This window comes from Mesorhizobium sp. AR10 (assembly GCF_024746795.1).
In the GTDB taxonomy this organism is placed as follows: domain Bacteria; phylum Pseudomonadota; class Alphaproteobacteria; order Rhizobiales; family Rhizobiaceae; genus Mesorhizobium.
Genome location: NZ_CP080524.1, coordinates 3,731,867 through 3,754,017, shown reverse-complemented (window position 1 = coordinate 3,754,017; position 22,151 = coordinate 3,731,867). Strand labels below are relative to the sequence as shown.

Annotated in this window: 22 protein-coding genes and 2 pseudogenes; 19 read left to right on the top strand and 5 right to left on the bottom strand. The window is 60.4% G+C overall.

The window, feature by feature from the left end; genetic code table 11:
• Positions 1–114: 114 nt before the first annotated feature.
• Positions 115–909, top strand: coding sequence for a transporter (locus LHFGNBLO_RS21580; RefSeq protein ID WP_413774727.1), 795 nt, complete (start codon positions 115–117; stop codon positions 907–909).
• A 123-nt stretch (positions 910–1,032) separates the two neighbouring features.
• Here LHFGNBLO_RS21580 and LHFGNBLO_RS21575 read toward each other — a convergent pair whose 3' ends face one another.
• The 3 genes from LHFGNBLO_RS21575 to LHFGNBLO_RS21565 all read right to left on the bottom strand — a co-directional run bounded on the left by LHFGNBLO_RS21575 (position 1,033) and on the right by LHFGNBLO_RS21565 (position 4,233).
• Positions 1,033–1,791, bottom strand: coding sequence for a DUF4239 domain-containing protein (locus LHFGNBLO_RS21575; protein ID WP_258601375.1), 759 nt, complete (start codon positions 1,789–1,791; stop codon positions 1,033–1,035).
• 704 nt (positions 1,792–2,495) lie between these two features.
• On the bottom strand, positions 2,496–2,915 hold the full coding sequence (locus LHFGNBLO_RS21570) for a DoxX family protein (protein ID WP_258601374.1): 420 nt from the start codon (positions 2,913–2,915) through the stop codon (positions 2,496–2,498).
• Between the two features lie 337 nt (positions 2,916–3,252).
• Complete coding sequence (locus LHFGNBLO_RS21565) at positions 3,253–4,233, bottom strand: LysR family transcriptional regulator (protein ID WP_258601373.1); 981 nt, start codon at positions 4,231–4,233, stop codon at positions 3,253–3,255.
• 125 nt (positions 4,234–4,358) lie between these two features.
• Here LHFGNBLO_RS21565 and LHFGNBLO_RS21560 point away from each other — a divergent pair, with 125 nt between their 5' ends.
• From LHFGNBLO_RS21560 to LHFGNBLO_RS21535, 6 genes and pseudogenes are all read left to right on the top strand, one after another.
• The gene (locus LHFGNBLO_RS21560) at positions 4,359–5,099 is read left to right on the top strand and encodes an isochorismatase family protein (protein ID WP_258601372.1); all 741 of its coding nucleotides are present in this window, start codon (positions 4,359–4,361) and stop codon (positions 5,097–5,099) included.
• A gap of 24 nt (positions 5,100–5,123) precedes the next feature.
• Positions 5,124–5,519 (top strand): YybH family protein, encoded by a 396-nt coding sequence (locus LHFGNBLO_RS21555; protein WP_258601370.1) that lies wholly within the window; start codon positions 5,124–5,126, stop codon positions 5,517–5,519.
• Positions 5,520–5,970: 451 nt separating this feature from the next.
• On the top strand, positions 5,971–7,077 hold the full coding sequence (locus tag LHFGNBLO_RS21550) for an NAD(P)-dependent alcohol dehydrogenase (protein ID WP_413774726.1): 1,107 nt from the start codon (positions 5,971–5,973) through the stop codon (positions 7,075–7,077).
• Between the two features lie 242 nt (positions 7,078–7,319).
• The gene (locus tag LHFGNBLO_RS21545; protein WP_258601368.1) at positions 7,320–7,901 is read left to right on the top strand and encodes an NADPH-dependent FMN reductase; all 582 of its coding nucleotides are present in this window, start codon (positions 7,320–7,322) and stop codon (positions 7,899–7,901) included.
• The gene (locus LHFGNBLO_RS21540) at positions 7,898–8,767 is read left to right on the top strand and encodes a pirin family protein (RefSeq protein WP_258601367.1); all 870 of its coding nucleotides are present in this window, start codon (positions 7,898–7,900) and stop codon (positions 8,765–8,767) included. Before LHFGNBLO_RS21545 ends, LHFGNBLO_RS21540 begins: the two co-directional genes overlap by 4 nt.
• A gap of 169 nt (positions 8,768–8,936) precedes the next feature.
• Positions 8,937–9,242 (top strand): annotated as a pseudogene (locus LHFGNBLO_RS21535) (NmrA family NAD(P)-binding protein); the annotation flags it as partial.
• Between the two features lie 114 nt (positions 9,243–9,356).
• Here the strand turns inward: LHFGNBLO_RS21535 and LHFGNBLO_RS21525 are convergent.
• Both LHFGNBLO_RS21525 and LHFGNBLO_RS21520 read right to left on the bottom strand, forming a co-directional pair.
• Positions 9,357–10,214: an SDR family NAD(P)-dependent oxidoreductase gene (locus LHFGNBLO_RS21525; protein ID WP_258601366.1), complete on the bottom strand. Its 858-nt coding sequence runs from the start codon at positions 10,212–10,214 to the stop codon at positions 9,357–9,359.
• A 278-nt stretch (positions 10,215–10,492) separates the two neighbouring features.
• Positions 10,493–10,822, bottom strand: coding sequence for a LysR substrate-binding domain-containing protein (locus LHFGNBLO_RS21520; RefSeq protein WP_258601365.1), 330 nt, complete (start codon positions 10,820–10,822; stop codon positions 10,493–10,495).
• An 87-nt stretch (positions 10,823–10,909) separates the two neighbouring features.
• Between LHFGNBLO_RS21520 and LHFGNBLO_RS21515 the strand changes: the two genes are divergently transcribed.
• The 12 genes and pseudogenes from LHFGNBLO_RS21515 to LHFGNBLO_RS21460 all read left to right on the top strand — a co-directional run bounded on the left by LHFGNBLO_RS21515 (position 10,910) and on the right by LHFGNBLO_RS21460 (position 22,151).
• On the top strand, positions 10,910–11,815 hold the full coding sequence (locus LHFGNBLO_RS21515; protein ID WP_258601364.1) for a LysR family transcriptional regulator: 906 nt from the start codon (positions 10,910–10,912) through the stop codon (positions 11,813–11,815).
• Between the two features lie 172 nt (positions 11,816–11,987).
• The gene (mgrA, locus tag LHFGNBLO_RS21510) at positions 11,988–13,013 is read left to right on the top strand and encodes an L-glyceraldehyde 3-phosphate reductase (RefSeq protein WP_258601363.1); all 1,026 of its coding nucleotides are present in this window, start codon (positions 11,988–11,990) and stop codon (positions 13,011–13,013) included.
• A 179-nt stretch (positions 13,014–13,192) separates the two neighbouring features.
• Entirely contained in the window at positions 13,193–14,224 is a 1,032-nt protein-coding gene (locus tag LHFGNBLO_RS21505) for an aldo/keto reductase (protein ID WP_258601362.1), read from the top strand.
• A 48-nt stretch (positions 14,225–14,272) separates the two neighbouring features.
• Positions 14,273–15,178 (top strand): NAD-dependent epimerase/dehydratase family protein, encoded by a 906-nt coding sequence (locus tag LHFGNBLO_RS21500; protein ID WP_258601361.1) that lies wholly within the window; start codon positions 14,273–14,275, stop codon positions 15,176–15,178.
• 253 nt (positions 15,179–15,431) lie between these two features.
• A complete protein-coding gene (locus LHFGNBLO_RS21495; RefSeq protein ID WP_258601360.1) occupies positions 15,432–16,316 on the top strand; it encodes an NAD(P)-dependent oxidoreductase in 885 nt (294 codons plus the stop codon).
• Positions 16,317–16,643: 327 nt separating this feature from the next.
• On the top strand, positions 16,644–17,201 hold the full coding sequence (locus LHFGNBLO_RS21490; protein ID WP_258601359.1) for a cytochrome b: 558 nt from the start codon (positions 16,644–16,646) through the stop codon (positions 17,199–17,201).
• A gap of 256 nt (positions 17,202–17,457) precedes the next feature.
• On the top strand, positions 17,458–17,691 hold the full coding sequence (locus LHFGNBLO_RS21485) for a helix-turn-helix domain-containing protein (protein WP_258601358.1): 234 nt from the start codon (positions 17,458–17,460) through the stop codon (positions 17,689–17,691).
• Between the two features lie 215 nt (positions 17,692–17,906).
• Positions 17,907–18,074, top strand: a pseudogene (locus LHFGNBLO_RS21480) (JAB domain-containing protein); the annotation flags it as partial.
• A 232-nt stretch (positions 18,075–18,306) separates the two neighbouring features.
• Positions 18,307–19,488: a carbohydrate kinase family protein gene (locus LHFGNBLO_RS21475; RefSeq protein WP_258601357.1), complete on the top strand. Its 1,182-nt coding sequence runs from the start codon at positions 18,307–18,309 to the stop codon at positions 19,486–19,488.
• Positions 19,489–19,560: 72 nt separating this feature from the next.
• A complete protein-coding gene (locus tag LHFGNBLO_RS21470; protein ID WP_258601356.1) occupies positions 19,561–20,337 on the top strand; it encodes a glutamine amidotransferase in 777 nt (258 codons plus the stop codon).
• Positions 20,338–20,360: 23 nt separating this feature from the next.
• Positions 20,361–21,131, top strand: a complete 771-nt coding sequence (locus LHFGNBLO_RS21465) for an ATP-binding cassette domain-containing protein (RefSeq protein ID WP_258601355.1) — start codon at positions 20,361–20,363, stop codon at positions 21,129–21,131.
• A gap of 33 nt (positions 21,132–21,164) precedes the next feature.
• The gene (locus tag LHFGNBLO_RS21460) at positions 21,165–22,151 is read left to right on the top strand and encodes an autoinducer 2 ABC transporter substrate-binding protein (RefSeq protein WP_258601354.1); all 987 of its coding nucleotides are present in this window, start codon (positions 21,165–21,167) and stop codon (positions 22,149–22,151) included.

Genomic DNA, 22,151 nt, shown 5'->3' with positions numbered 1-22,151 from the left:
GGGGGGCGTGCCGACGGAGCGTCGGGAAGCAACAGCCACTCGAAACCGGCTAGTCGCTAGAGCGGAATGCAGGCGGCGGTCGACCCGCATTTGTCTACGACGGAAGGGATCATCATGAAGACGTGTTTGTCGGCGATGTCCGGACTGTTCTTAATGTACGGTGCGGCCGGAGCTTTTGCTCAGGACGCCGACGAATTGTCCAAGCAACTCGCCAATCCGATTGCGAGCCTGATCAGTGTGCCATTCCAGAGCAATTTCGATTTTGGAGCCGGACCAGACGACAACGGGTTTGCCTACACGCTGAACATCCAGCCTGTCATTCCGATTTCGCTGAACGACGAGTGGAACGTGATATCCCGTACAATTCTACCGGTGAGCTATCGCGATTACACGCCCGACGGCGATGTTTTCGGATTGGGGGACGTTACGCAGAGCCTTTTCTTTTCGCCGAAGGCCCCAACAGCCGGCGGCTTGATCTGGGGCATAGGGCCGGTCTTCCTGCTGCCGACGGCGACGGATGATTTTCTTGGCAGCGGCAAATGGGGGGCTGGTCCTACTGCTGTCGCGTTGGTTCAAAAGGGTGAATGGACAGTAGGAGGATTGGCAAATCACGTCTGGTCATTCGCCGGCCAAGGCGACCGCGCCGACGTGAGTTCCACTTTCCTGCAGCCCTTCGTTTCGTATAGTCTGGGCCATGGCCGGTCGGTCTCGTTGAATGCGGAGGCAACCTACAATTGGGAAGCCGAGCAATGGACCGTTCCCCTCAATCTCGGGTTTGCCCAGGTGCTCAAGATCGGCGAACAACCCGTCAGTTTTCAGATCGGCGCGAAGTACTATGCCGTAGCACCAGAGGGCGGACCGGAGTGGGGAATTAGGACGACCATCACCCTGCTGTTTCCTAAGAAATGACGGCCGGAAGCGGCCCCTCACGAAGCGATCAAATCAAACCAATCCCTTGGAGGAGCCCGGCGTCTGAGGCGTCGATCCTGGTAGGGGTGCGGGATGGCTCCGTCGAAGAGCGATGCTCATAATCTACCTCCGTCCCATGCGTTCAAGGGCATCGCGCAACGGAGCATCCGAAACGTGGACGAATCCAAGATAAGGATGGGACATATCGACGATCAGGAAGACTGCGCTCGCGACCGACAGCGCGCAAACAAGCAATGTGCAGATGACCGTCACGTTGACGGGCGCCCAAAGTCCGAAGGTGAAGAACATCAAGCTCAACCAGAACACCAGAATCGCAAGGAACGGCCACGGCAACCCTTCGCCGCGTGCTTCGATCGCTAACCAATGGGCCTCCGCGATTTGCCCGCTGACCTGAAGGGCGCGGGCCTGGATCGAACGCTGAGCATCGGTCTGCGGAGACAGCGCCCGAAGTTGGTCCTGAACAGGTTCGATGCCCAGGTCTTCAGCCGCAGTATCGTCCGTTGCCTCGTTCGCGTTGCCCCAGGCCTCATTTAATCGGTTCTCAACAAGCTTTCGCAGCAGCCCCCGTGTCTGCTGAGTCTCTGGACCGTAGTGCGCCATGACACGGTCGAGCAGCAGCAGACGTGCCACGGAAGTCCGCAGCTCGCTCTCCGCGTCATTGAAGTTGGTTTTGGCTGAGGCAATCAAAAGCCCGAGCGCAAGCGCCGACAACGTCCCGACCACCGCTGTGGCTAACTTGATCGCATCTTTCGAGTCGGCGCTCACATGGTGGTCAGGTAGATTGGCACGAAGCAGCATTCCGATCGAAGCGGCGCAGGACAGGCAGAGTAATACGACCCCTCCGGTCGAGAAGGCGCTCATGGGTTTCGCCTTAGTGTTGGGCAGCAACCTAGGCTATCTCATCGACAGCCAGTAGACCACGCCTGGTTCTGATTTGCGCTAACGCCTAGTCGCACAACGGGAGCAGAACAAGGATCTGGACACGCGCTCCTCTATGTGGCGCAAACGTGCCGCCTCGCCTGTTGTTCGGATGTCCGCTTTTAGGATGCGGCTAGGGCAGTCTCAACGACCGACATGCGGCGCATTGCCGCCCGGCAGCATTGGGCCGGGCGCAGTAGGTCCGCTTGTGGTCAGGGAAGAGCGATAGCGGACATTCAACCTCCAAAGTCCGATGTCGTGACTTGACCCATTGGCGACCTTCAAAACTGAGGGGGCAAAATGACAAGTTGTGACCCCTATGCGGACTATGGGCGAAGCTTCAGAAGCCCCGTTGTGATGTCGATGCTGCTCCGGAGAGGCGGATCAAAGCCTTCAGGCTGCTACCCCATATGCGTTTCGCCTAATTGCCTGCGGTGGCTGTCCGAAGGCGCGCACAATGGCGGGCGCATAGGGTCGCCATCAGCAGACCCCGTTTCCTGAGCGAGGCCGTCGACCGAATGACGGTCTGCTTCATCATCCGGGCGGCCTCGACCCGCACGTTCTCGGTACGCTCGACTGCCGAAATCACTTGGGCGGAACCAGCGCCGCGAAGCTGTCGACGCCAATCTCCATGGGCTTCATCCGAGCTAAGCGACCGCGATGCTGCGCGGCGTTGCCGAATTCCGTCGCCCGTCGATACTGAAGGACCCGGCGCCGAAGGCGACGACTTGCAACAGCCCACCCGTGATCGCGATATTCTTGAGGAAGTGGACCAGCGCGTCTTGGTCGGAGAAGATGTTGTGGAAGGCGAGTGCCGTCGCGATCGTGAATACTGCCATGACTGATGCCACGATTCTGGTTTGGTAGCCGAGCACGAGAAGAATGCCGCCACCAATCTCGACGACGATGGCAATTAGCAGGCCGAGCAACGGAGCGGGCAAGCCAACGGATGCAATGTATCCCTGCATTATGGCGGGTGCGGCGATCTTTCCGAAGCCACTAAGAAGAAAAAGCACGGCGATCAGCAGCCGACCAAAAGCGGCGATATGCGCGGATTGCTTGAGCACTAGAATATACCTTCAATTTAATCGCCGCTTTGACGTGTCCGGAGCCAGGCGATGCGGGTTGCTTTCAAGGATACACGCGGCGCACCACGCGAACCTGCGCGAGGTTGCGGCGGGGATGATGTTAGACTCTACGCGCACGAACATTTTCGTTCGGCATGAACGTAGCCGTTCGCTGTTTTTCAAAACAGCCGGAAAGTTTTGATCACACTATTCAAGGGATTTGAAATGACGGACGTTGGTACGTAGACCAAAACTCACCGTCTTTTGATGGTGGGTAGGCAAGGCTGTTTTTTGCCGGCGCCAGAAGGCCTCGGGCGGTCCACGTCGGCGATCAGCTTTACGAACCGGGCTTTGGAGCCGCAGTTCGGGTTGCGCGCTTTGCTTTGATCGGCTTTGTAATTTCTTGGGAGAGCGGCGCGACCCCGTCCGACAGTGTCACCAACTTTTCGATCAGCCACCGCCCGGCAGGGCCCGGAGGAGTGTCCGTCTTGTGTATGGCCTGCATGGTGTATTCTCCGCCACGCCAGTCCGGAAGGTTCAATTGTACGAGCCTTCCGGATTCGATATCGGAGCGAACGATCGGTTCCGGCATTCCGCTCCATCCAAGTCCGGCGATGAGAAGCTTGCGCCTGGCCGCCTGATCGCCGATGCGCCAGGTGTTGAGACTGACCACGCCGAAGTCGCGGCTCTCCGCCGCGGGTTCCTCCGAGAGAATGAGCTGGACGAAATCGCTTGCCTGCGATGGAGCAGCAGCCTCGCTCGCCCGGGCCAGCGGATGGCTGGGCGCGGCGACGGGAATGATCCGGACGCTGTCAATGTCGGTGCGGCGAAATCCCGTCATGTCCATGTGCAGCTCGCTTCCCACGCCGATGCGAGCATGGCCGTTTCGGACCGCGCGCTCGACACCGCCAAGCGTCTGCACCAGGAGGCGGATGGGCACCGTCGGGAACTCGGCATGGAATTCACGAAGCAGCGTCGTCAACCGATCGCCGGGAAGCATGCTGTCAACCACGAGCGACACTTCGGGCTCGAGTTCGTCGAGGAAGCCCCGCACGCGCGCGCGCAATGTCTCGACGCTATGCGCAACCGCTCTGGCTTCGGACACGACCGCTTCGCCCTGTTGCGTGAGCTTCGGCTTGCGGGTCGTTCCGCGATCGAACAGCGAAATACCGAGCTGTTCCTCCAGCGTGTCGATTGCGTAGCTGATGGCGGAGGTTGCGCGTCCCAGACGTTTGGCGGCCGCGGAAAAACTTCCTGCTTCGGCCACGGTCAACAGCACCAGAAGCTGATCGATACTCGGTATGGCTGGGCTTCGCATTTCGAATTCCTTGAAAAGGTTTTTCAGTTTTATACCGGTTTTTTTGGGGTGGGCGAAGTCCTAGCTTTTCCGGCGTCGGCCGTGCTTCAGGGCGACAGCAACGTCCTAGTCAGAGGAGTGCATTCATGACGAGCAATCCGAACGAGCTGACCATCGAGAACTCGGTCCTGGTCCTCATCGATCACCAGCCATGGATAGCTTTAATGGTTCACTCGATCGATCCAGGCCTGATGATCAACAATGTCGCGGGCCTCGCCCAGGCAGCCAAAAACCTCGGCGTCCCCACCATCCTCACGACAATCGGAGCGAAGGGCAGCATCCTCGTCGACCCGCTGTTCAAGGAGATTACCGAGATATTCCCGGACGTCACGCCGATCGACCGCACCTCGACCCATGCCTGGTCGCACCCGGAGTTCCGGGCCGCGATCGATGCGACGGGCCGCAAGAAGCTGATCATGGCCGGCCTGGTGACCGAGGTCTGCCTTGCACAATCGGTGCTCGCCGCCCTGAAGGAAGGATACGAGGTCTATTTCGTCCCCGACTGTTCGGGCGGAGGCACGGTCGAGGCCCATGAGGACGCCAAGACGCGCATGGTGCAGGCCGGCGCCAAGCCGATCGACTGGAAGGCTGTCACCTCCGAGTGGGCCCCCGACTACACAGGGCCGGAACGCGAGAAGCTTGGCGATGTCTGGTCGCGCCGAGGCAGCGGCGTGGGCCTGCTGATTGACTATGTGTTCGCGCAGGTCACAGCCGGCCTTGTGCCGATGCCCAGCTTCATGTCTGCGCCCGACAAGGCCGGCTCTGGCCGAGCACCGACCAACGGGCCGACGAAAACGGCCGCCACACATTCCGGGCAAAGAAACTAGGCCTCCAACACGGAGACAATCGACATGACCACCAATCCCAACGAAACGGCAACGGACGCGGTCAACCGCACGGCGCAGGAGATACTGGACGCATTCGAGGCCAAGGATTCGGCCAAGGCGAGGTCCTATTACGCGCCGGACGCGGTGATCGCCACGGCCGGCCGCCCGGCGGCCAGGGACGGCGAGGCGGTATCCAAGGCCATCAGCGACGATATTGCGGATCCCAACTTCAAGCTGAATCTCTTAAACAGGAAAACCGAGGTCGCCGGCTCGGGTGACCTAGCCTACCGCCAAGGCACGTTCACCATCACCTATACGAACCCGCAGACCAAAAAGGCGGAGAATGCCACGGGCAGCTACTTGGACATCTTCCGGAAGCAGGCGGACGGCTGGAAGGTGGTGGCCGATTTCGGAGTTTAGCGCGGCTAGTCCGGACTAACTCCGCTCGAACCAGCGCTGATGGCCGATTACGTGTTCGCCCAAGTCACTGCCGGCCTTGTGCCGCTAAGCTCTGTGCCCGCTCCTGCAGGCCCGACGCCTACTAATGGGCGGGGAAAAACAGGGCTCGCCGCACGACCCGCCTAGAGAAACGACCTCTCGAAGCTGCGGCCGACGTAGGCACTTTGGTCAGAAAGCCGAGGTCCCGAAATGACCCTCTCCGCATCGATCCCCCCGAAGCCTCGTGCGACGCCTGGGCCACCATCCACGACCGCTTCGAAGAAGGCGGGTTCAATCAGAGCGGCACCGGTCGGCTGCGCGCCACGCGCGGGATGCGCGGGATGGAAGAGTTCCAAGAAACCAAGACCTGCGTCCGGTCGCTGCCGCCCGGTAGGCAGCGACCGCACCAGAACAGCGGGGTTTTACCATGGCCATCAACATCAAGGCGGCGGTTGTCGAGGAAAAGGCCGAGCCTTTCCAAATCGAGGAATTGGTGCTGGACGAGCCCCGTGCTGACGAGGTGCTGGTGCGCATCGTCGCCTCGGGCATCTGTCAGACGGACGCACATGTCTGGCAGCAGCATTTGCCCACGCCGCTGCCGGTCGTTCTCGGCCACGAGGGTTCGGGGGTTGTCGAGCGCGTCGGGGCGGCCGTTGCATCACTGAAGCCCGGCGACCACGTCGTCATGTCCTATCAGGCGTGCGGTCACTGCCAGCCCTGCCTGACGGCACGCCCGGCCTATTGCGATTACGCCATGGAAGCGAATTTCTCGGGTGCGCGGCTCGATGGGACCGTTGGCGTCCACCGCCATGCGAATGTGGAGGGCGAGGCCGTGCATGGCCACTTCTTCGGCCAATCCTCATTCGCCACCTATGCGCTGACCACGGCGCGCAACACCGTCAAGGTGCCCAACGACGTGCCGCTCGATCTGTTGGCGCCTCTCGGCTGCGGCCTGCAGACGGGCGCTGGCGCGGTCCTCAACAGCTTCAAGGTGGCCGCCGGCGAAACCATCGCCGTTTTCGGAACGGGCGCCGTGGGCCTCGCCGCGATCATGGCGGCTGTGGTCGCCTCTGCCAGCGTCATCATCGCGGTCGACGTCAACGAACAACGGCTGGCGCTCGCTCGCGAGTTTGGTGCGACCCACACGATCAACCCCGCCAAGTGCGACGTTGGGCAGGAATTGAAGACGATCACCGGTCGGGGCGTCAACTATGTCTTTGATACCAGCGGCCGCAAGGAGATGCTGGCGCATGCCTTAAATGGTCTAGCGCCACTGGGTCAGGTCGGGCTCGTCGCATCGGCGGGCTCGGACGGCACCGTCGAGGTTTCCAAGCTGATCCTCGGCAGTCTGGTGCGCGGCATCGTCCAGGGTGACGCCATCCCCCAACTGTTCATCCCGGAACTGATCCGTCTCTACAAAGCCGGGCAGTTCCCATTCGATCGGCTCGTCCGGTTCTTCCCATTCGAGCAGATCAACGAAGCCTTTGCGGCAGCCGCCAGTGGTGAGGTCATCAAGCCGATCCTGCGGATCGGGACGTAACTCCAACCGAAGCATCGGGGCGGGAACTCAAGGAGAAGAACATCGCTAGCTGCGCGTCTCACCTGCGAGGGGGAGGCATTTGCCGCTGACCTGCAGCTTGATCGAGACTGAAGGGCGGACGGTCGGCATATCGAAAATCCTGAATAGACTGTTAACTATTGTTTTGATTTTATTGCTAGCTAGGAACCTCTAAAACTACCCAGTCCCCGGTTCGGGACCTACTCTGTTTTCAGGAGAACGGAATGCTGAATGTGGCGATCATCATCGGAACCACCCGTCCCGGCCGCAAGGCCGAGGTCGTCGCACGCTGGGTCCACGGCATCGCTGCGGAGCGGAGCGATGCCTCTTTCGAGGTCGTGGACATCGCGGACTTCGACCTGCCTCTTCTCGACGAAGCGCTTCCTCCCTCGATGGGGCAGTACGCGCAGCCGCATACGAAGGCCTGGGCCGCCAAAATCGCGACCTTTGACGCGTTCGTGTTCGTCACGCCCGAGTACAACCATTCGACATCAGGCGCGCTCAAGAACGCGATCGACTATCTGTTCCGCGAATGGAATGACAAGGCCGCCGGGTTTGTCGGCTATGGCGGCGTCGGCGGAACGCGTGCCGTCGAGCATCTGCGACTGATCATGGGCGAGATCAAGGTTGCCGCCGTGCGGGCCCAGGTCGCACTGTCCCTTTTTACCGATTTCGAAAACTTCTCCACGTTCAAGCCCGGTCCGCATCAGGCGGCGGCGGTTAACGCCATGCTCGATGACCTCGTCGCCTGGGGCCAGGCGCTGCAGACCATGCGACGGCAAGTCAGCGAGCGAGGCGCACTATGACCCTCGACAAAGGCGAGACTTCCATACCCGAATCCAATGCGGCAATCAGCGAACGCCCGCGCCGGATAGCGCATCGCACCTTCGGCAAACGACAGGGACCCATTACCCGTCTGATGAGCCCCTCCGACTTTGGCCGCAGGCTGAAGCCCTTCGTCTTCCTCGACCTGTTCGATGCCGAGGAATCGTCGCTGTCGGGGTTTGGCTGGCATCCTCATTCCGGCATCGCGACGGTCACCTATCTTTGGGAGGGCAATGTTCGCTACGAGGACACGACCGGCGCCGCCGGATTCCTGCCTGCCGGCGGGGTCGAATGGTTCAAGGCCGCAGGTGGCGCATGGCATGGCGGCGGCGCCGGCAACGCCGGTCGATCTCGCGGATTCCAGCTCTGGCTCGCCTTGCCGCCCGACCAAGAACTCGGGCCGGCCGAAAGCATCTACCAGAAGCCTCAGGAGGTTCGAGCGAAGGGATCCGCCTCCGTCCTGCTCGGCACCCTTGGCGAGGTGTCGAGCCCGCTAAAGGCGCCGTCCTCGATCAACTATCTGGCCGTGCGGCTCAAGGCAGGCGAAACCTGGCGATACGAGCCGCCCGCTGGTCACGATGTTTGCTGGGTTGCGCTTGCCTCCGGAAAGCTCGCCGTTCCCGAGCCTGTAGCAGCGGGCGAGCTGGTGGCCTTCGAGACGTCGAGCCAGGCGATCGACTTTCGGGCGGAGGCGGACGCCGAGTTCGTCCTCGGCTCGGCGGCTGCCCATCCGTACGAACTCGCCCTCGGACATTACTCGGTGCACACCAGTCCGGCTTCGCTTCACGCTGGCGACCAGCGCATCGCCGAGATAAAGGCGCGGCTGCAAAAGGAAGGCCGGTTGTAGCCGCGCACGTCAGCCAACGGAAAACGACGCCGGTTACGTCGCGCGACGCCCGCCGGAATAAAATAGAAGGAACTGACCCATGGTATCCAACATAGAAAACTGATCGCGGTGATCGGCGCAACGGGGCAGCAGGAGGCGCAGTTGTGCGTGCCCTGCAAGCCGCGGCCATTTCAAAGCACGCGCTCTGACTCGCAATCCAGGCAAAAACCGCGAACTCGCTGAGGAAGTAGTCGAAGCAAATCTAGATCACCCGGAAACCCTCAAAGCTGCATTTGAAGGAGCATACGGCGTTTTTCTGGTCACCAATTTCTGGGAAAAAGGAACCGACGAACTCAAGCAGGCAACGGCGGCGGTGCGCGCTGCCAAAGAAGCCGGCGTCAAACACTTTATCTGGTCAACGCTGCCCAACGTAGAAGCGATCAGCGGCGGCATCGCCGGAGTCATCCGCAACGTCGCGTGGATGCGGGCAAAATAGTGCATGAAGTGCAGCGCGACCGCGTTGGCGTGAGCCTCAACCTTCTTGGAAAAGCCGTTTGTCAGACGCGTGAAGGCTTTAGGCGTGTGATCTTCGGTCTGTTTGAGTCCCGGTTCACGGAGTGTCGCCGACCATGCCTGAGAAAAGCACTGAGCCGCGCTGCTCGAGAAGCGACAGCGAGGTGTAATCCAGGATCGATAGGCCCCCGTCCGCGACCAAGGTTTGGCCCGTGATGAACGAAGCCTCATCGCTGGCCAGGAACGCTACAGCCGCAGCAATTTCTGCCGGCGTGCCCATCCGGCCGAACGCGCTTGGCGGCACCGTCCAGTCGCCGATACCAGACGCTGGCGCCGCTGCATCGGTTTCGGTGGCAATCCAGCCCGGGCTGACGCAGTTCGCCCTGATCCGATGTGCAGCCCCCTCGATTGCCAGCGATCGCGTGAGCGCCTCGACGGCCGCCTTGGCGACGCAGTACAGGCCCCAATTGCCATGCGATGTGGCCGTGGACGATATGTTGACGATCGAACCTCCGCCGAAATCCCGCAGCAGCGGCAAGGCGTAGGAGGATACAAAGTAGGTGGAGTCCAGGTTGGCGCCGCGCATCTTGTCCCATCTCGCTCCGGGGCGATCGCCTGGTTCGATGCCGCTCCGGCGCGAACCGGCGCCTGCGTTGTTGACAACAACCGCCAGCCGCCCCCATTGGCCGGTCTGGCCGATCAGGTCCTCCACTTGATGTTCCTCCGACAGATCGCACTGGAAAAAGCGGGCTTCACCTTCGATCGCCTTTGCTTCCGCTTCAACGGCGCGGCCCTTTTCGCGATCGCGGCCTGCGAACGCCACCCTGGCTCCCTCTTTCAGGAAATAGTGGACGATCCCACGGCCTATCCCTGAATTCCCGCCGGTCACGAGAACGTCTTTGCCTTTAAAGCGCATGGTACCTCCCTGCAGATGCAGATGCGCGCATTGCGGCATCTCTGATCCATTCCGCTGAGAAACGGTGGACCGAAGCGGGGATATGCTTCGCTATTCAATTCAGCGTCAGTGCCACAGCGGGTCGAGGATTGGACATGAGCGGGAGCGAGTTCTCCCCTGGCAGCGGGATGACCCATATCCGGCAGTTTTTTTGAAGTCATGGGTCCATTGTTGTTGAAAACTGCTGTCAGGTCTCCTCGTGTTCGCCAAGACTTCCAGAAAGGGCCTCGGCGCGTGATCTGGAGGGCAATGACTTGGGCCGTCGCCGGCTGCGTAGCCTACGACAGCAGAGTTCTGTTTGTGCGATCGGGTTGTGCTGAACGTGCAGGCCGTGCTTCGGCGATGGCTTCCGGAACAAGGGCTATCGCGGGATCGCGGGCAACCAGTTCCAGGAGCGTTTCAAGGTCGCTGACCTCGAAGACTGTGAGACGCTCGATACCAATCTCCAGAAAGGCGCGGTCGACGCATTTCCGCGTCCCCCAATCCGACCGAAATCGACAAATGGTTCGTCTTCCAACGCGGAGAGCACCACTGCCGGCCATGGCATGATTCAGCGCCCTCGTGAGCTCGACACATCTGGCGGTGGCGGCGTTATTTTTCTGTGGCATGGTGGATCAATCGTGAGGATTTCGACGTCGTCTGCTTAATGCCACACCAACGCCCAGGCCGTGGCGATCTCGATAATGGGAGTTGTAATGTCGCTCAGTCGCGCTGAAGTGTACGATCTTTCGATATTCCTGCTCATCGTACAGTATCGCAGTTTTAGAAAGGCGGCGGACAATCTGGGCGTAACCGCATCAGCACTCAGCCACAGGGTAAAAGCGCTTGAAGAGCGACTTGGAGTAAGGCTGCTAAACCGTACAAGCCGAAGTGTTGCTCCAACAGTAGCAGGAAGCGCGCTTGCCGAAAAAGTGAGTGCTGGCCTCGATCTTATCAATTCCGGCCTGGAAGAACTGCACGGACACCACGAAGGGACCGCCGGTAGTGTGCGGTTGAATGTACTGCGCGATGCGTCGACTTTACTTCTGCGCCCGGCAGTGCCGATCTTCCTGCAGCGCTTTCCCAATATCGAACTGGAGATTGCCGTCGACGATCACTTCGTCGACGTTACAGCGGAAGGCTTCGACGCAGGTCTCAGATATGGTGGCACGATACCAGAGGACATGATCGCCATTCCATTGACGCCACCACTCAAGTGGGTGGTCGTCGGTGCACCGGCTTACTTCGAGCGCCGCGGTCGGCCGGAATTGCCTGACGATCTTCATTCCCATCAATGTATCCGCATCCGCACGGGACGAGGGCAGATTTACAAATGGGAATTCGAGCAGGGCGACGATCGGCGCGAGATCGACGTTCCTGGCTCACTCATCTCAAGTGAGTCTGCTTTCGCCATCAATGCTGCGATCGACGGTATTGGTCTGTTTTATTGCCTGGAAAAGCTCGCTAGTCCTCACCTTGCAGCAGGGCGGCTGGAAGTGGCACTGCCGCAATGGTCTTCAATCGGCCCGCCATTGTCCATGTACTATTCGAGTCGCCGGCAACTGCCCTTCGGGATCAGTGCCCTCATTCAGGTGATACGCGATATCAATCCGCTGAAATGAACTTTGCGAAGGTCGGGCTAAGGTGCTCATCATATGGCCATCGATGAGCACAGTTCATTGATGTGATTACCTCTCACCCATTGATTCATTAATCGACGATGCTATTCAATCTCTCGAATGCTGCGCGGCCGATGGACCGGAATGGCGCATGCAATGCAAATACGAGGCTTGAATGTACGTTGCAGATGCCAAGAGATACGACGCGATTGCCTACCGCCGCTGTGGTCGATCGGGACTAAAGCTCCCGCCGATTTCGTTGGGCCTTTGGCAGAACTTCGGTGGTCAAGATGTCTTCGAGACCGGCCGATCGGTGATCCGGCGTGCCTTCGACAAGGGCGTCACTCATTTCGACCTGGCGAACAATTATGGCCCGCCATACGGGTCGGCGGAAGAGAATTTCGGACTGGTCCTCAAAAGGGATTTTTCGAGCCACCGCGACGAGATGATCATCTCCTCAAAAGCCGGTTGGGATATGTGGCCGGGGCCTTATGGCGCGGGTGGATCCCGCAAGCACCTGCTTTCATCGCTCGAACAGAGCCTGAAGCGAATGGGTGTCGAATATGTCGATATCTTCTATTCCCACCGCCCGACATTAGATGTTCCGCTCGAAGAAACCATCGCCGCGCTCGTGCAGATGGTGCGGCAAGGCAAGGCGCTCTACGTCGGCATTTCATCGTATGGGCCAGATCGGACCAGGGAAGCCGAGCGCGTCCTGCGCGCGGAAGGAATTCCGCTCTTTATCCACCAACCCTCCTACTCCATGCTGAATCGCTGGATTGAGGACGGGTTGCTCGATACGCTGGAAGAGCTTGGTGCCGGCTGTATCGCATTTTCGCCTTTGGCTCAGGGGTTGTTGACATCAAAGTATCTGAATGGCGTCCCGGACGGCGCGCGTGCAGCGCGTGGCGGCTCATTCGACACAAAGTTGCTGAGTGATGCAAACATAGAGCGTGTCCGCGGACTGAACGCGATCGCAAGCGACCGCGGGCAGACACTTGCCCAGATGGCGATCGCGTGGACCTTGCGAGATACGCGCATAACAAGCGCGCTGGTAGGCGCGCGCAACGTGGCCCAACTCGATGATTCCCTCGGCGCTTTAGAGAATCTCGAATTCAATGCCGAAGAACTCCGCAAAATCGACGGGTACGCAACCGAGGGCGGGGTCGACCTCTGGCGGGCTCAATCAAAGGCAGCCTGAATGGTCGGATGGTGCGCGATATTCTCGGTGCCGAACCGGGCAGTCGCTGACGGACGCAACGTCTGAACAAGGCGAAAGCAAACAAAACAACGCCTTCATAGCGCGCTGATGGCCAGAAGACGATGGCATCGGGCCGGCAACGCGATAGGCCCGATTGAGATCCCTGAAGGAGCAAGAACATGGACTATCGCAAGCTCGGCAATAGTGGCGCCGTCGTCTCGGCCTATTGCCTCGGCACCATGACTTTTGGGCACGAGTCCGACGAAGCCACATCGTTCGCGCTTATGGATGATTATGTCGAGGCCGGCGGCAATTTCATCGATACGGCCGACGTCTACAGTGCCGGCGTGTCAGAGGAAATCATCGGCCGTTGGCTCAAGAGCAAGCCAGGAACCGCCAAGGATCTGGTGATCGCCACCAAGGGTCGTTTTCCCATGGGCGCGGGGCCGAACGATCTCGGCCTGTCGCGCAAGCATCTTGGGGCGGCGCTCGATGCCTCGCTCAAACGCCTGGGCGTCGAGCAGGTTGATCTTTACCAGATGCACGCCTGGGACGCGCTAACGCCGCTGGAGGAGACGCTGCGCTTTCTCGACGACTCGATCCGCAACGGCAAGATCGCCTATTACGGGTTCTCGAACTTCCTGGGTTGGCATCTGACCAAGGCGGTGTGGCTGGCCAAAGCCAATGGCTACACGCCACCCGTGACGCTACAACCACAATACAGCCTGCTGGTCCGCGACATCGAGCATGAGCTTGTACCGGCCGCGCTCGACGCCGGTATCGGCCTGCTGCCGTGGTCGCCGCTGGGCGGCGGATGGCTCTCAGGCAAATACAAGCGCGACCAGATGCCGGCGGGCGCCACGCGCCTTGGCGAAAATCCCAAACGCGGCATGGAAGCGTTCGACGCCCGCAACGCCAAGCCAATCACCTGGAACGTGATTGGGGCGGTGGAAGATACCGCAAAAGCGCTTGGGGCGAGCATGGCGCAGGTCGCGCTGGCATGGGTCGCCGCACAGCCAGCGGTCACGTCGGTTGTTCTCGGGGCCCGGACACGAGAGCAACTGGCCGACAATCTCGGTGCGGCCAAGCTGAGGCTGACGGACGAGAACATTGCCAAACTCAACGCGGCGAGCAAACCGGAAATGTCGGAATATCCCTATGGAACGGGCGGCATAAGCCAGCGCCACCGCAAGATCGAGGGTGGCCGCTGACTTTGGCGGCACGCCAACCGCATCGATAAACATCAAAGGAGTCTCAGCATGTCCGCATCCGATACCCCAGGCAAGCGCATCATCTTTACCGGCGGCACCGGCAAGGCCGGCCGGCACGCAATTCCCTACTTGCTGGAGCGCGGCCACGACGTACTCAACCTCGATCTGGTACCGTTCGCCCATCCCGGTGTCAGGACGTTGATCACCGATCTCACCGACAGCGGGCAGACCTTCAACGCGTTGTCGATGCATTTCGACAGCAGCGGGCTCACCACCGGCAAGGGGCCCGCACCGGTGGATGCTGTCGTGCATTTTGCCGCCATTCCCGCCTTGTTGCTGCGCCCCGACAACGTCACCTTCCAGGCCAATGTCGCTTCGACCTACAATGTCATCGAGGCGGCGACAAAGCTCGGCATCCGCAAGATCATCATCGCGTCCAGTGAGACGACCTATGGTGTCTGCTTCGCCGAAGGCGACAAGGACTTCCACCAGTTTCCCCTGGAGGAGGATTACGATGTCGACCCGATGGACAGCTACGGCCTGTCCAAGGTGGTGAACGAGAAAACGGCGCGCGCCTTCGCCATGCGCTTCGGTACAGACATCTATGCGCTTCGCATCGGCAATGTGATCGAGCCGCATGATTACGAGCGGTTCCCGAGTTTCGTCGCCGAACCGTTGTCGCGCAAGCGCAATGCCTGGAGCTATATCGACGCGCGCGACCTGGGTCAGATCGTCGATCTTTGCGTTCGTAAAGACGGTCTCGGTTTCCAGGTCTTCAACGCCGTCAACGACACGATCACCGCCAATGAGCCGACCGAGGCCTTCTTGAGGCGCTGGTGCCCTGACGTGCCAGTCACCCGCCCGATCGGCGAATTCGAAGCGCCGCTGTCCAACCGCAAGGCGCGCGAGGTACTCGGATTCCGCGAGGAGCATGACTGGCGGAAATATGTCTGACGTGGTGCTGGCGCCGTGTGGGAGTACCGGCCGTTCGCTCCGCTCGTCCTGGGGGCAAAACGGCACCCGAGAACTCAAAGCACAGCCGTCGCGACGAAGAAATGGAGTAGGATCATCAGCGCATGCTGGATGATCCCTGCGATCGGACCAGAGTCCGAGGCAGCATCGATCCCCACCCCGCAGCCGCTTCAGAGCACTTCCAAGACGGAGCGAACTGGATCTGGGCGTGGTCACCGACAAAGGAGAGACCCTTATGAATGTTGGTTTCATTGGACTCGGGCGCATGGGTGCTGGAATGGCAGCCAACCTTTTGAAGGCCGGGCATGACGTTACCGTCTACAACCGGACGCCCGGCAAGGACGAGGAGCTCGTCCAGATGGGCGCCCGGTCTGCCGCTGAGGTTGCGGAAGCCTGCGATGGCGAGATCGTCGTGACGATGCTGGCAGACGACCACGCAGTCGAAAGCGTGGTGTATGGCGACCAACGCGTGCTAGCGAGCCTGGCCAAAGGCGCGATCCATGTCTCCTCCAGTACGATTAGTGTTGCCTTCGCGGAGCGGCTCACAGCTGATCACGCCGCAGCCGGCCAACGCTTCGTCGCTGCTCCCGTGTTCGGTCGGCCTGAGGCTGCGGCGGATGGAAAGCTCTTTGTCGTTGCCGCCGGCGAGCCGAAGGCGGTCACGACCGTAACTCCGTTCTTCGACGCCGTTGGGCAGAAGACTTTCGTTGTCTCCGAGACGCCCAAGGCCGCCAATCTCGTAAAACTCAGCGGCAATTTCCTGATCGCTTCGGTTATCGAATCACTCGGCGAGGCGATTGCGCTTGTCGGTAAGGGCGGCGTCGATCGACACCAGTATCTCGATATGCTCACCTCGACGTTGTTTGGCGCTCCTGTCTATAAGACCTATGGCGGGCTGATCGTCGATCGAAAATTCCATCCGGCAGGCTTCGCGGCACCACTCGGCCAGAAGGACATCCGGCTGGTGCTCGCCGCGGCCGAAGAGCTGCGCGTACCGCTTCCCATCGCCAGCCTTCTGCGTGACCGCTTCCTGAGCCTGCTCGCCCATGGCGGCGACAATCTCGACTGGTCCGCGCTCGGTTCGCTTGCAGCAAGAGATGCTGGGGAGGCAGCAAACTAAGGACTGCGATTCCGCGCCAGCAAAGGCAGACCAGGAGGTGGCCCACTGTCCAACGATCGACCTGACTGCGCATTTCATTCAAAAAGGATCGCAGACCGGGAGCGCTCTTGGGCGGCCACAGCTTTCTTGGATACCGCCCTGCGCGCCGCTGAACCGCTCGACGTGGCCAAATCGACGATCGCTGAGCACGCTCTTCCTTGTTCGGACCACTCCCGTTGGCTCAGCCGCATCGTAAATTTCGTTGTGGCTTGGATGAACAATTGCTGCACAGGCACACTAAAGCCAGCTTCGGAGAAATAGTCTCCGACACCGTTTCGGAGCCCTTTCATGTCGATATCAGGTACAAGAATTCGCTACGGCAGCCTCGCCCAGGCTTTTCACTGGCTCACGGCGCTGCTCGTACTCGTCGCCTTCTTGGTCTCGCAAGGCGGCCCTCCAACGCGCGTCTATGCGCCGGCTAACGCTGCCACGCTGCAGCTTCATGAATCGCTCGGTTTCACCGTTTTCGTGCTGCTCGTCATACGCCTGGCGTGGCGTTTTTTCGACCGTATTCCGGAGTCGCCGCCCATGCCTCTCTGGATGGATGTCGCGGCGAAGATAACGCATTGGGCGCTCTACGCGCTGCTGTTCGCCGTCCCTGCGACGGCGATACTCGGCGCATGGTTTGGCGGCCACCCGGTCACGGTATACGGCCTCGGCGCCCTTGGTCCGTTCTTTGGCGCCTGGGGCCTCGGCGCATCCCTTGCCGAGATCCATGGCACGCTCGGCGATGTCCTCATGTGGCTCGCGGGTCTGCACGCCGCCGCGGCCATCTGTCACCATGTCTTCCTACACGATCGCGTGCTGAGGCAGATGCTGCCTGACTTGCCCAACTCGTGGCAATAGTCGTCCGGCTGGTTGAGAACGTCGGCCTCGAACCGAACCTCGCCGTCGACGACGTCCGCTTTCAGGCAGTGGCGACGAACGCTGAGCGACCGATTTGTGGGCGCAAAGCGGTCATCATCGCCTGGGCCGTTCAATGGCGGCTTCGGGTCACGACGAGAAGTCCGCGGTGACAGCGTCGGCATTCTCCTCAGGTCTCGATCTGATGGGCCGCAGGTGTGCAACAAGCTGTCGCACACCTCTGCTATCTATAGCGCCCGTGTCTGACCCGAACTACCTCACTCCTGAAGAAGTCATCGCTCGCTACCGCGAACAGCTGAGCGAAGGGACGCTTCGCAACTGGCGCTGCATGCGTATCGGACCCTCATTCCTCAAAATCGGCAAAGCAATTCTCTACCCGAGCAGCGAGCTCGATCGCTGGGACAAATCGATTCTTGTTGTATGCAGGCCCACACGCAAACTGCCTTTCGAAAAAGCGTCTCCACCAGAGTAGTAGAAAGGCCGTTCACCGTCCCGAGTAACACTAGCGAGAAAAGATGAGCGTTCGGAATCCGTGGTTGATCGGGACTTCAGGGTACTGAGCAAATGCGACCATTCCCAAGCGTGGAAGATCACAAGTGGTCACTCGGCACATACCCCAGTTAACGACCCCTGACCTCCAGTGTTTCGACACAAGTATTTGATTAATATGATGATTCCGCCCTTGGTGTGTTGATGCACAACCATCCCTCGGGGGATCCCACGCCCTCGCGCGCCGATATCGAAATGACCAAGCAGATCATCGAGACGGCCAAGCCGCTGGGCATCGCAGTCCACGACCACATCATCATCGGCAAGAAGGGCAATGTCTCGATGAAGGGGCTGCTGCTGATTTAGGTCGCGGGCTCGTCGACCTGCTCGAACAAAATCCAGAAAACTCGTCCGCACAATCGTTTGGCTGAAAAATTGAAAATTGTTCAATATCAGAAAGATTCGTCCCCACTTCGGCTCTCACCGAAGAAAATTTTCTAACTGAGAAAAGAGACCACCCATTTTTTGGAAGATCAATTCATTGAGAAGCGGCATTTTCGCTGGTACCGTTTGAAACGCTTCAATTGGAGCCACGCAATTGCAACGCAAGCGCCCGACCATAGCGGATGTCGCACGAACCGCCGGTGTCTCCATCGGGACGGTGTCGAACTTCATCAATGGAACTGCCGGCCTCAAGGAAGGCACCCGCGACCGCATCGAGAAGGCGATCGCCGTGCTGATGTACCGTCCCAGTTCGTTTGCGCGCTCGCTGCCGGGCCGCGCGCCGCACAGGCCGAAAAATCTCGATCATCTGCCAAGGCTTCTGGTCGCTGGCCGGGTGAGTGTCGACTTCCTGTGCCGCGTCGACGTGTTGCCGCATCGTGACGACCGGATCACCGCCAGTCATATCGAAAAGGCGTTGGGCGGGCCGGCGGCCAATCTCGCGGTTGCCGCCGCCGGTGTCGGCGCCCCCTATGCTCTTGACGTGGAACTGGCGACGGCAGTCGGCGAGGATCCGGAGAGCGACTGGGCGCTCGGCGAGCTTTCAAAACTCGGCGTCCACGCCTTGCCGATCCGCAGCACGCCCAACAACCGCCTGTCGCAGGCGATCGTGATAATAGAGCGCAACGGCAGCCGGACGATCATCAGCGAGCCTTTTGAGCTTGGCGAGATCGATCTGACCGCCAATCTGGACATCCAGCCCGAGCAGCGCCCGGCCTGCCTTCATATCGAAGGCTTTCACTATGAAACGATGACCGCCTCCATCGCGCGCTTTCATCAGGCCGGGTGGAAGGTGAGCCTGCATTCGGCCGGCCTTCCTAAAAGCGCACGCACACCTGAGACATTCAGCGAGATGGTCAAACAGATCGACCTCACCTTCATCAACGAAGTGATGATGCGGGAGATTTTCGACTTTCGCTCCCGAATGGCGATGATGATCGAAGACGTGCGGCTGATGCTGTCACGCATCAGGCCGCGCGGAACTGTCGTGCTCACTCTCGGCGAACTAGGCGCGGTCGTCTTCCCGGCTGGCGGCAGCCCGCAAATCGAGGTGCCGGCACTGCCGGTCGATCGCGTCGATGCGACAGGCGCCGGCGACAGCTTTGCCGGCATCTTCCTCAGCCTTTGGCTGCACGGCGCTTCGCTGGACGATGCGGCCCGCTATGCGGCGACTGGCGCAAGTCTGACGACAACGGTCGAAGGCGCGCAGGGCTACATCGCGGATTTTGCGACTTTGAAGGCAGTCGCCATGGCGAACAGTGCCATGATAGCAAGCTGAATCAATGGCTTATCGATTTCCAAGCATCCGGCCGACAACACCCGCATCTGGCGAAATCAGGAGAGTATGTTCATGGCGAAAACAAAGGTCCTCCTGGTCGGCGAGAGCTGGGTAAGCTCGGCAACCCACTACAAGGGGTTTGATCAGTTCGGCAGCGTTACCTTCCATCTCGGCGCGACGCCTCTGGTTGCCGCCTTGAAGGACAGCGAATTCGATCTCGACTACATGCCGGCCCACGAGGCCGTCGAAAAGCTGCCTTTCACCATGGAGGGCCTGTCGCAATACAAGGCGATCGTCCTTTCCGACATTGGCGCCAACTCGCTCCTGCTCCACCCCGATGTCTGGCTTCACGGCAAGACGGTGCCCAACCGGCTAAAACTTCTACGCGACTGGACGTTGGCTGGCGGCGGCCTGATCATGATCGGCGGCTATTTCAGCTTCCAGGGCATCGACGGCAAGGCCCGCTGGCATCGCACGGCTGTCGAGGAAGCCTTGCCGGTGACCTGCCTCCCCAACGATGACCGGCTCGAAATTCCTGAGGGCTTTCGGCCTTCGATTACCGGCGCGAAGGATCATCCAATTTTTGCCGGCATCGAAGGCGAATGGCCCCTGCTTCTCGGCGCCAACGAGGTCATCGCGCGCAATCGAGATGATGTCGAAGTCCTGGCGCGACTGCCACAGGACCAGGGCAGCCATCCCTTGCTGGTCACCGGGCGTCATGGCGAAGGGCGCACCCTGGTCTGGACGTCGGACATCGGTCCGCACTGGCTGCCGAACAGCTTCGTGGAATGGCCCGGTTACGCGCGCCTTTGGGCCAACGTGCTCCGCTGGGTCAGCAAGGCCGCCTAGCCGACAACCGCTGGGGAACCGCCATGACGGCACCATTTCTTGTGGCCAGAAACATCGCCAAGCGCTTCGGCGCGCTGACCGCGCTTGCAAATGTCGACCTGGAGATCCGCTCCGGCGAGGTGCTGGCGCTCCTCGGCGACAATGGCGCGGGCAAATCGACCTTCATCAAGATCCTGGCGGGCGCCCATCCGCCCAGCGAGGGAGAGCTCGTCATCGAGGGCACTCCGGTGTCGTTCTCCTCGCCCAAGGATGCGGCCTCGTCGGGGATCGCGACGATCTTTCAGGAACTGGCGCTTTCGGAGAACCTGTCGATCGCCGAAAACGTCTTCCTCGGCCGCGAATTGAAACGCTCCATTTTGGGTGTGCCGTTTCTGAAGCGCAAGGAGATGCGCCATCGCGTCGACGGCCTTCTGAAGGAGCTCGACGCTCATATTTCCGATCCGGAGGCGCCAGTCGGCAGCCTGTCGGGCGGTCAACGCCAGGCTGTGGCCATCTGCCGGGCGCTCAATCTCAATGCCAAGCTGGTTATCATGGATGAGCCGACGGCAGCCCTTGCCGTCGCCGAAACCCGCAAGGTCCTGGCGCTGACGCGGCGACTTGCCGCGCGCGGCTGTGCCGTCGTTCTCATCAGCCACAACATTTTAGAAGTCTTCGAAGTTGCAGACCGCATCGTGGTGTTCCGGCGCGGCCGCAAGGTGGCCGAACGGCTGGCCGCCGAGACCAATCACGAGGAAGTCGTTTCGCTCATAACAGGCGCCCATCCCGACGTGCAGGCGCTTGAAAAACCAAACTGAAACGCACGTCAATTCCAGAGAGGATAGACCACAATGCTTTCACAGCTCAAAAAAGCACTCACCGTCTCCGTGCTGTCACTCGTCGTTGCAACAGCGGCGCATGCCGCCGACAAACACAGAGTCGCCTTCGTCCCGCAGTTGATCGGCATCCCCTACTTCAACGCCATGGAAGCCGGCGGCAATCGCGCCGCCAAGGATCTGGGCGTCGACTTCATCTATTCCGGCCCCGTCGACACCAACCCGGTCGACCAGTTGCAGATCGTCCAGAACCTGATCGATCAGGGCGTCGAGGCGATCTCGGTCAGCGTCCTCGATGCCTCCAGCATCGCTCCCGTGGTCGAGAGTGCCAAGGCGAAAGGTATCAAGCTTTTCACCAGCGACAGCGATGCGCCGGACAGCGGCCGCGCTGTCTATGTGGCGCAGGCGACCGACGAAGGCCTCGGGACGACGATTGTCGACGAACTCGTCAAGCGCGTTGGCGAGGACGCAACGATCGGTATCGTCTCGGGCGAAGCAACGGCGTCCAATCTCAACGCCTGGATCGGCTTCATGCAGAAACAGGCCACCGCGAAATATCCTAAGCTGAAGCTGCTCGACCCGCAATTTGCCGGTGGCACAGCTGAGCGTGCCGCGCAGATCTCCGGCGACCTCATGGCCGCCAACCCTGATATCAGGGCCATCATCGCCGTTGCATCCTCAACATGTCCGGGCGTTGCCCAGGCAATCGAAACCGCCGGCAAGATCGGCTCCGTCATCGGCGCGGGGTATTGCAGCCCGAACACCGCACGCTCCTACCTGAAAAGCGGCGCCTTCGGCTTCACCGTGCTCTGGGATCCCGAGCAGCTTGGCTATCTCACGGTCTGGGCCGGCAAACAGCTGATCGACGGCAAGACCTTCGAGGCGGAAAACAAGATAGCCGGCTTCGACAAGCCCGTCACCTACGATGCCACGACAGGCATTCTGCTGCTCGGGCCACCGGCTGTCTTCACCAAGGACAATGTCGACAAGTTCAACTTCTGA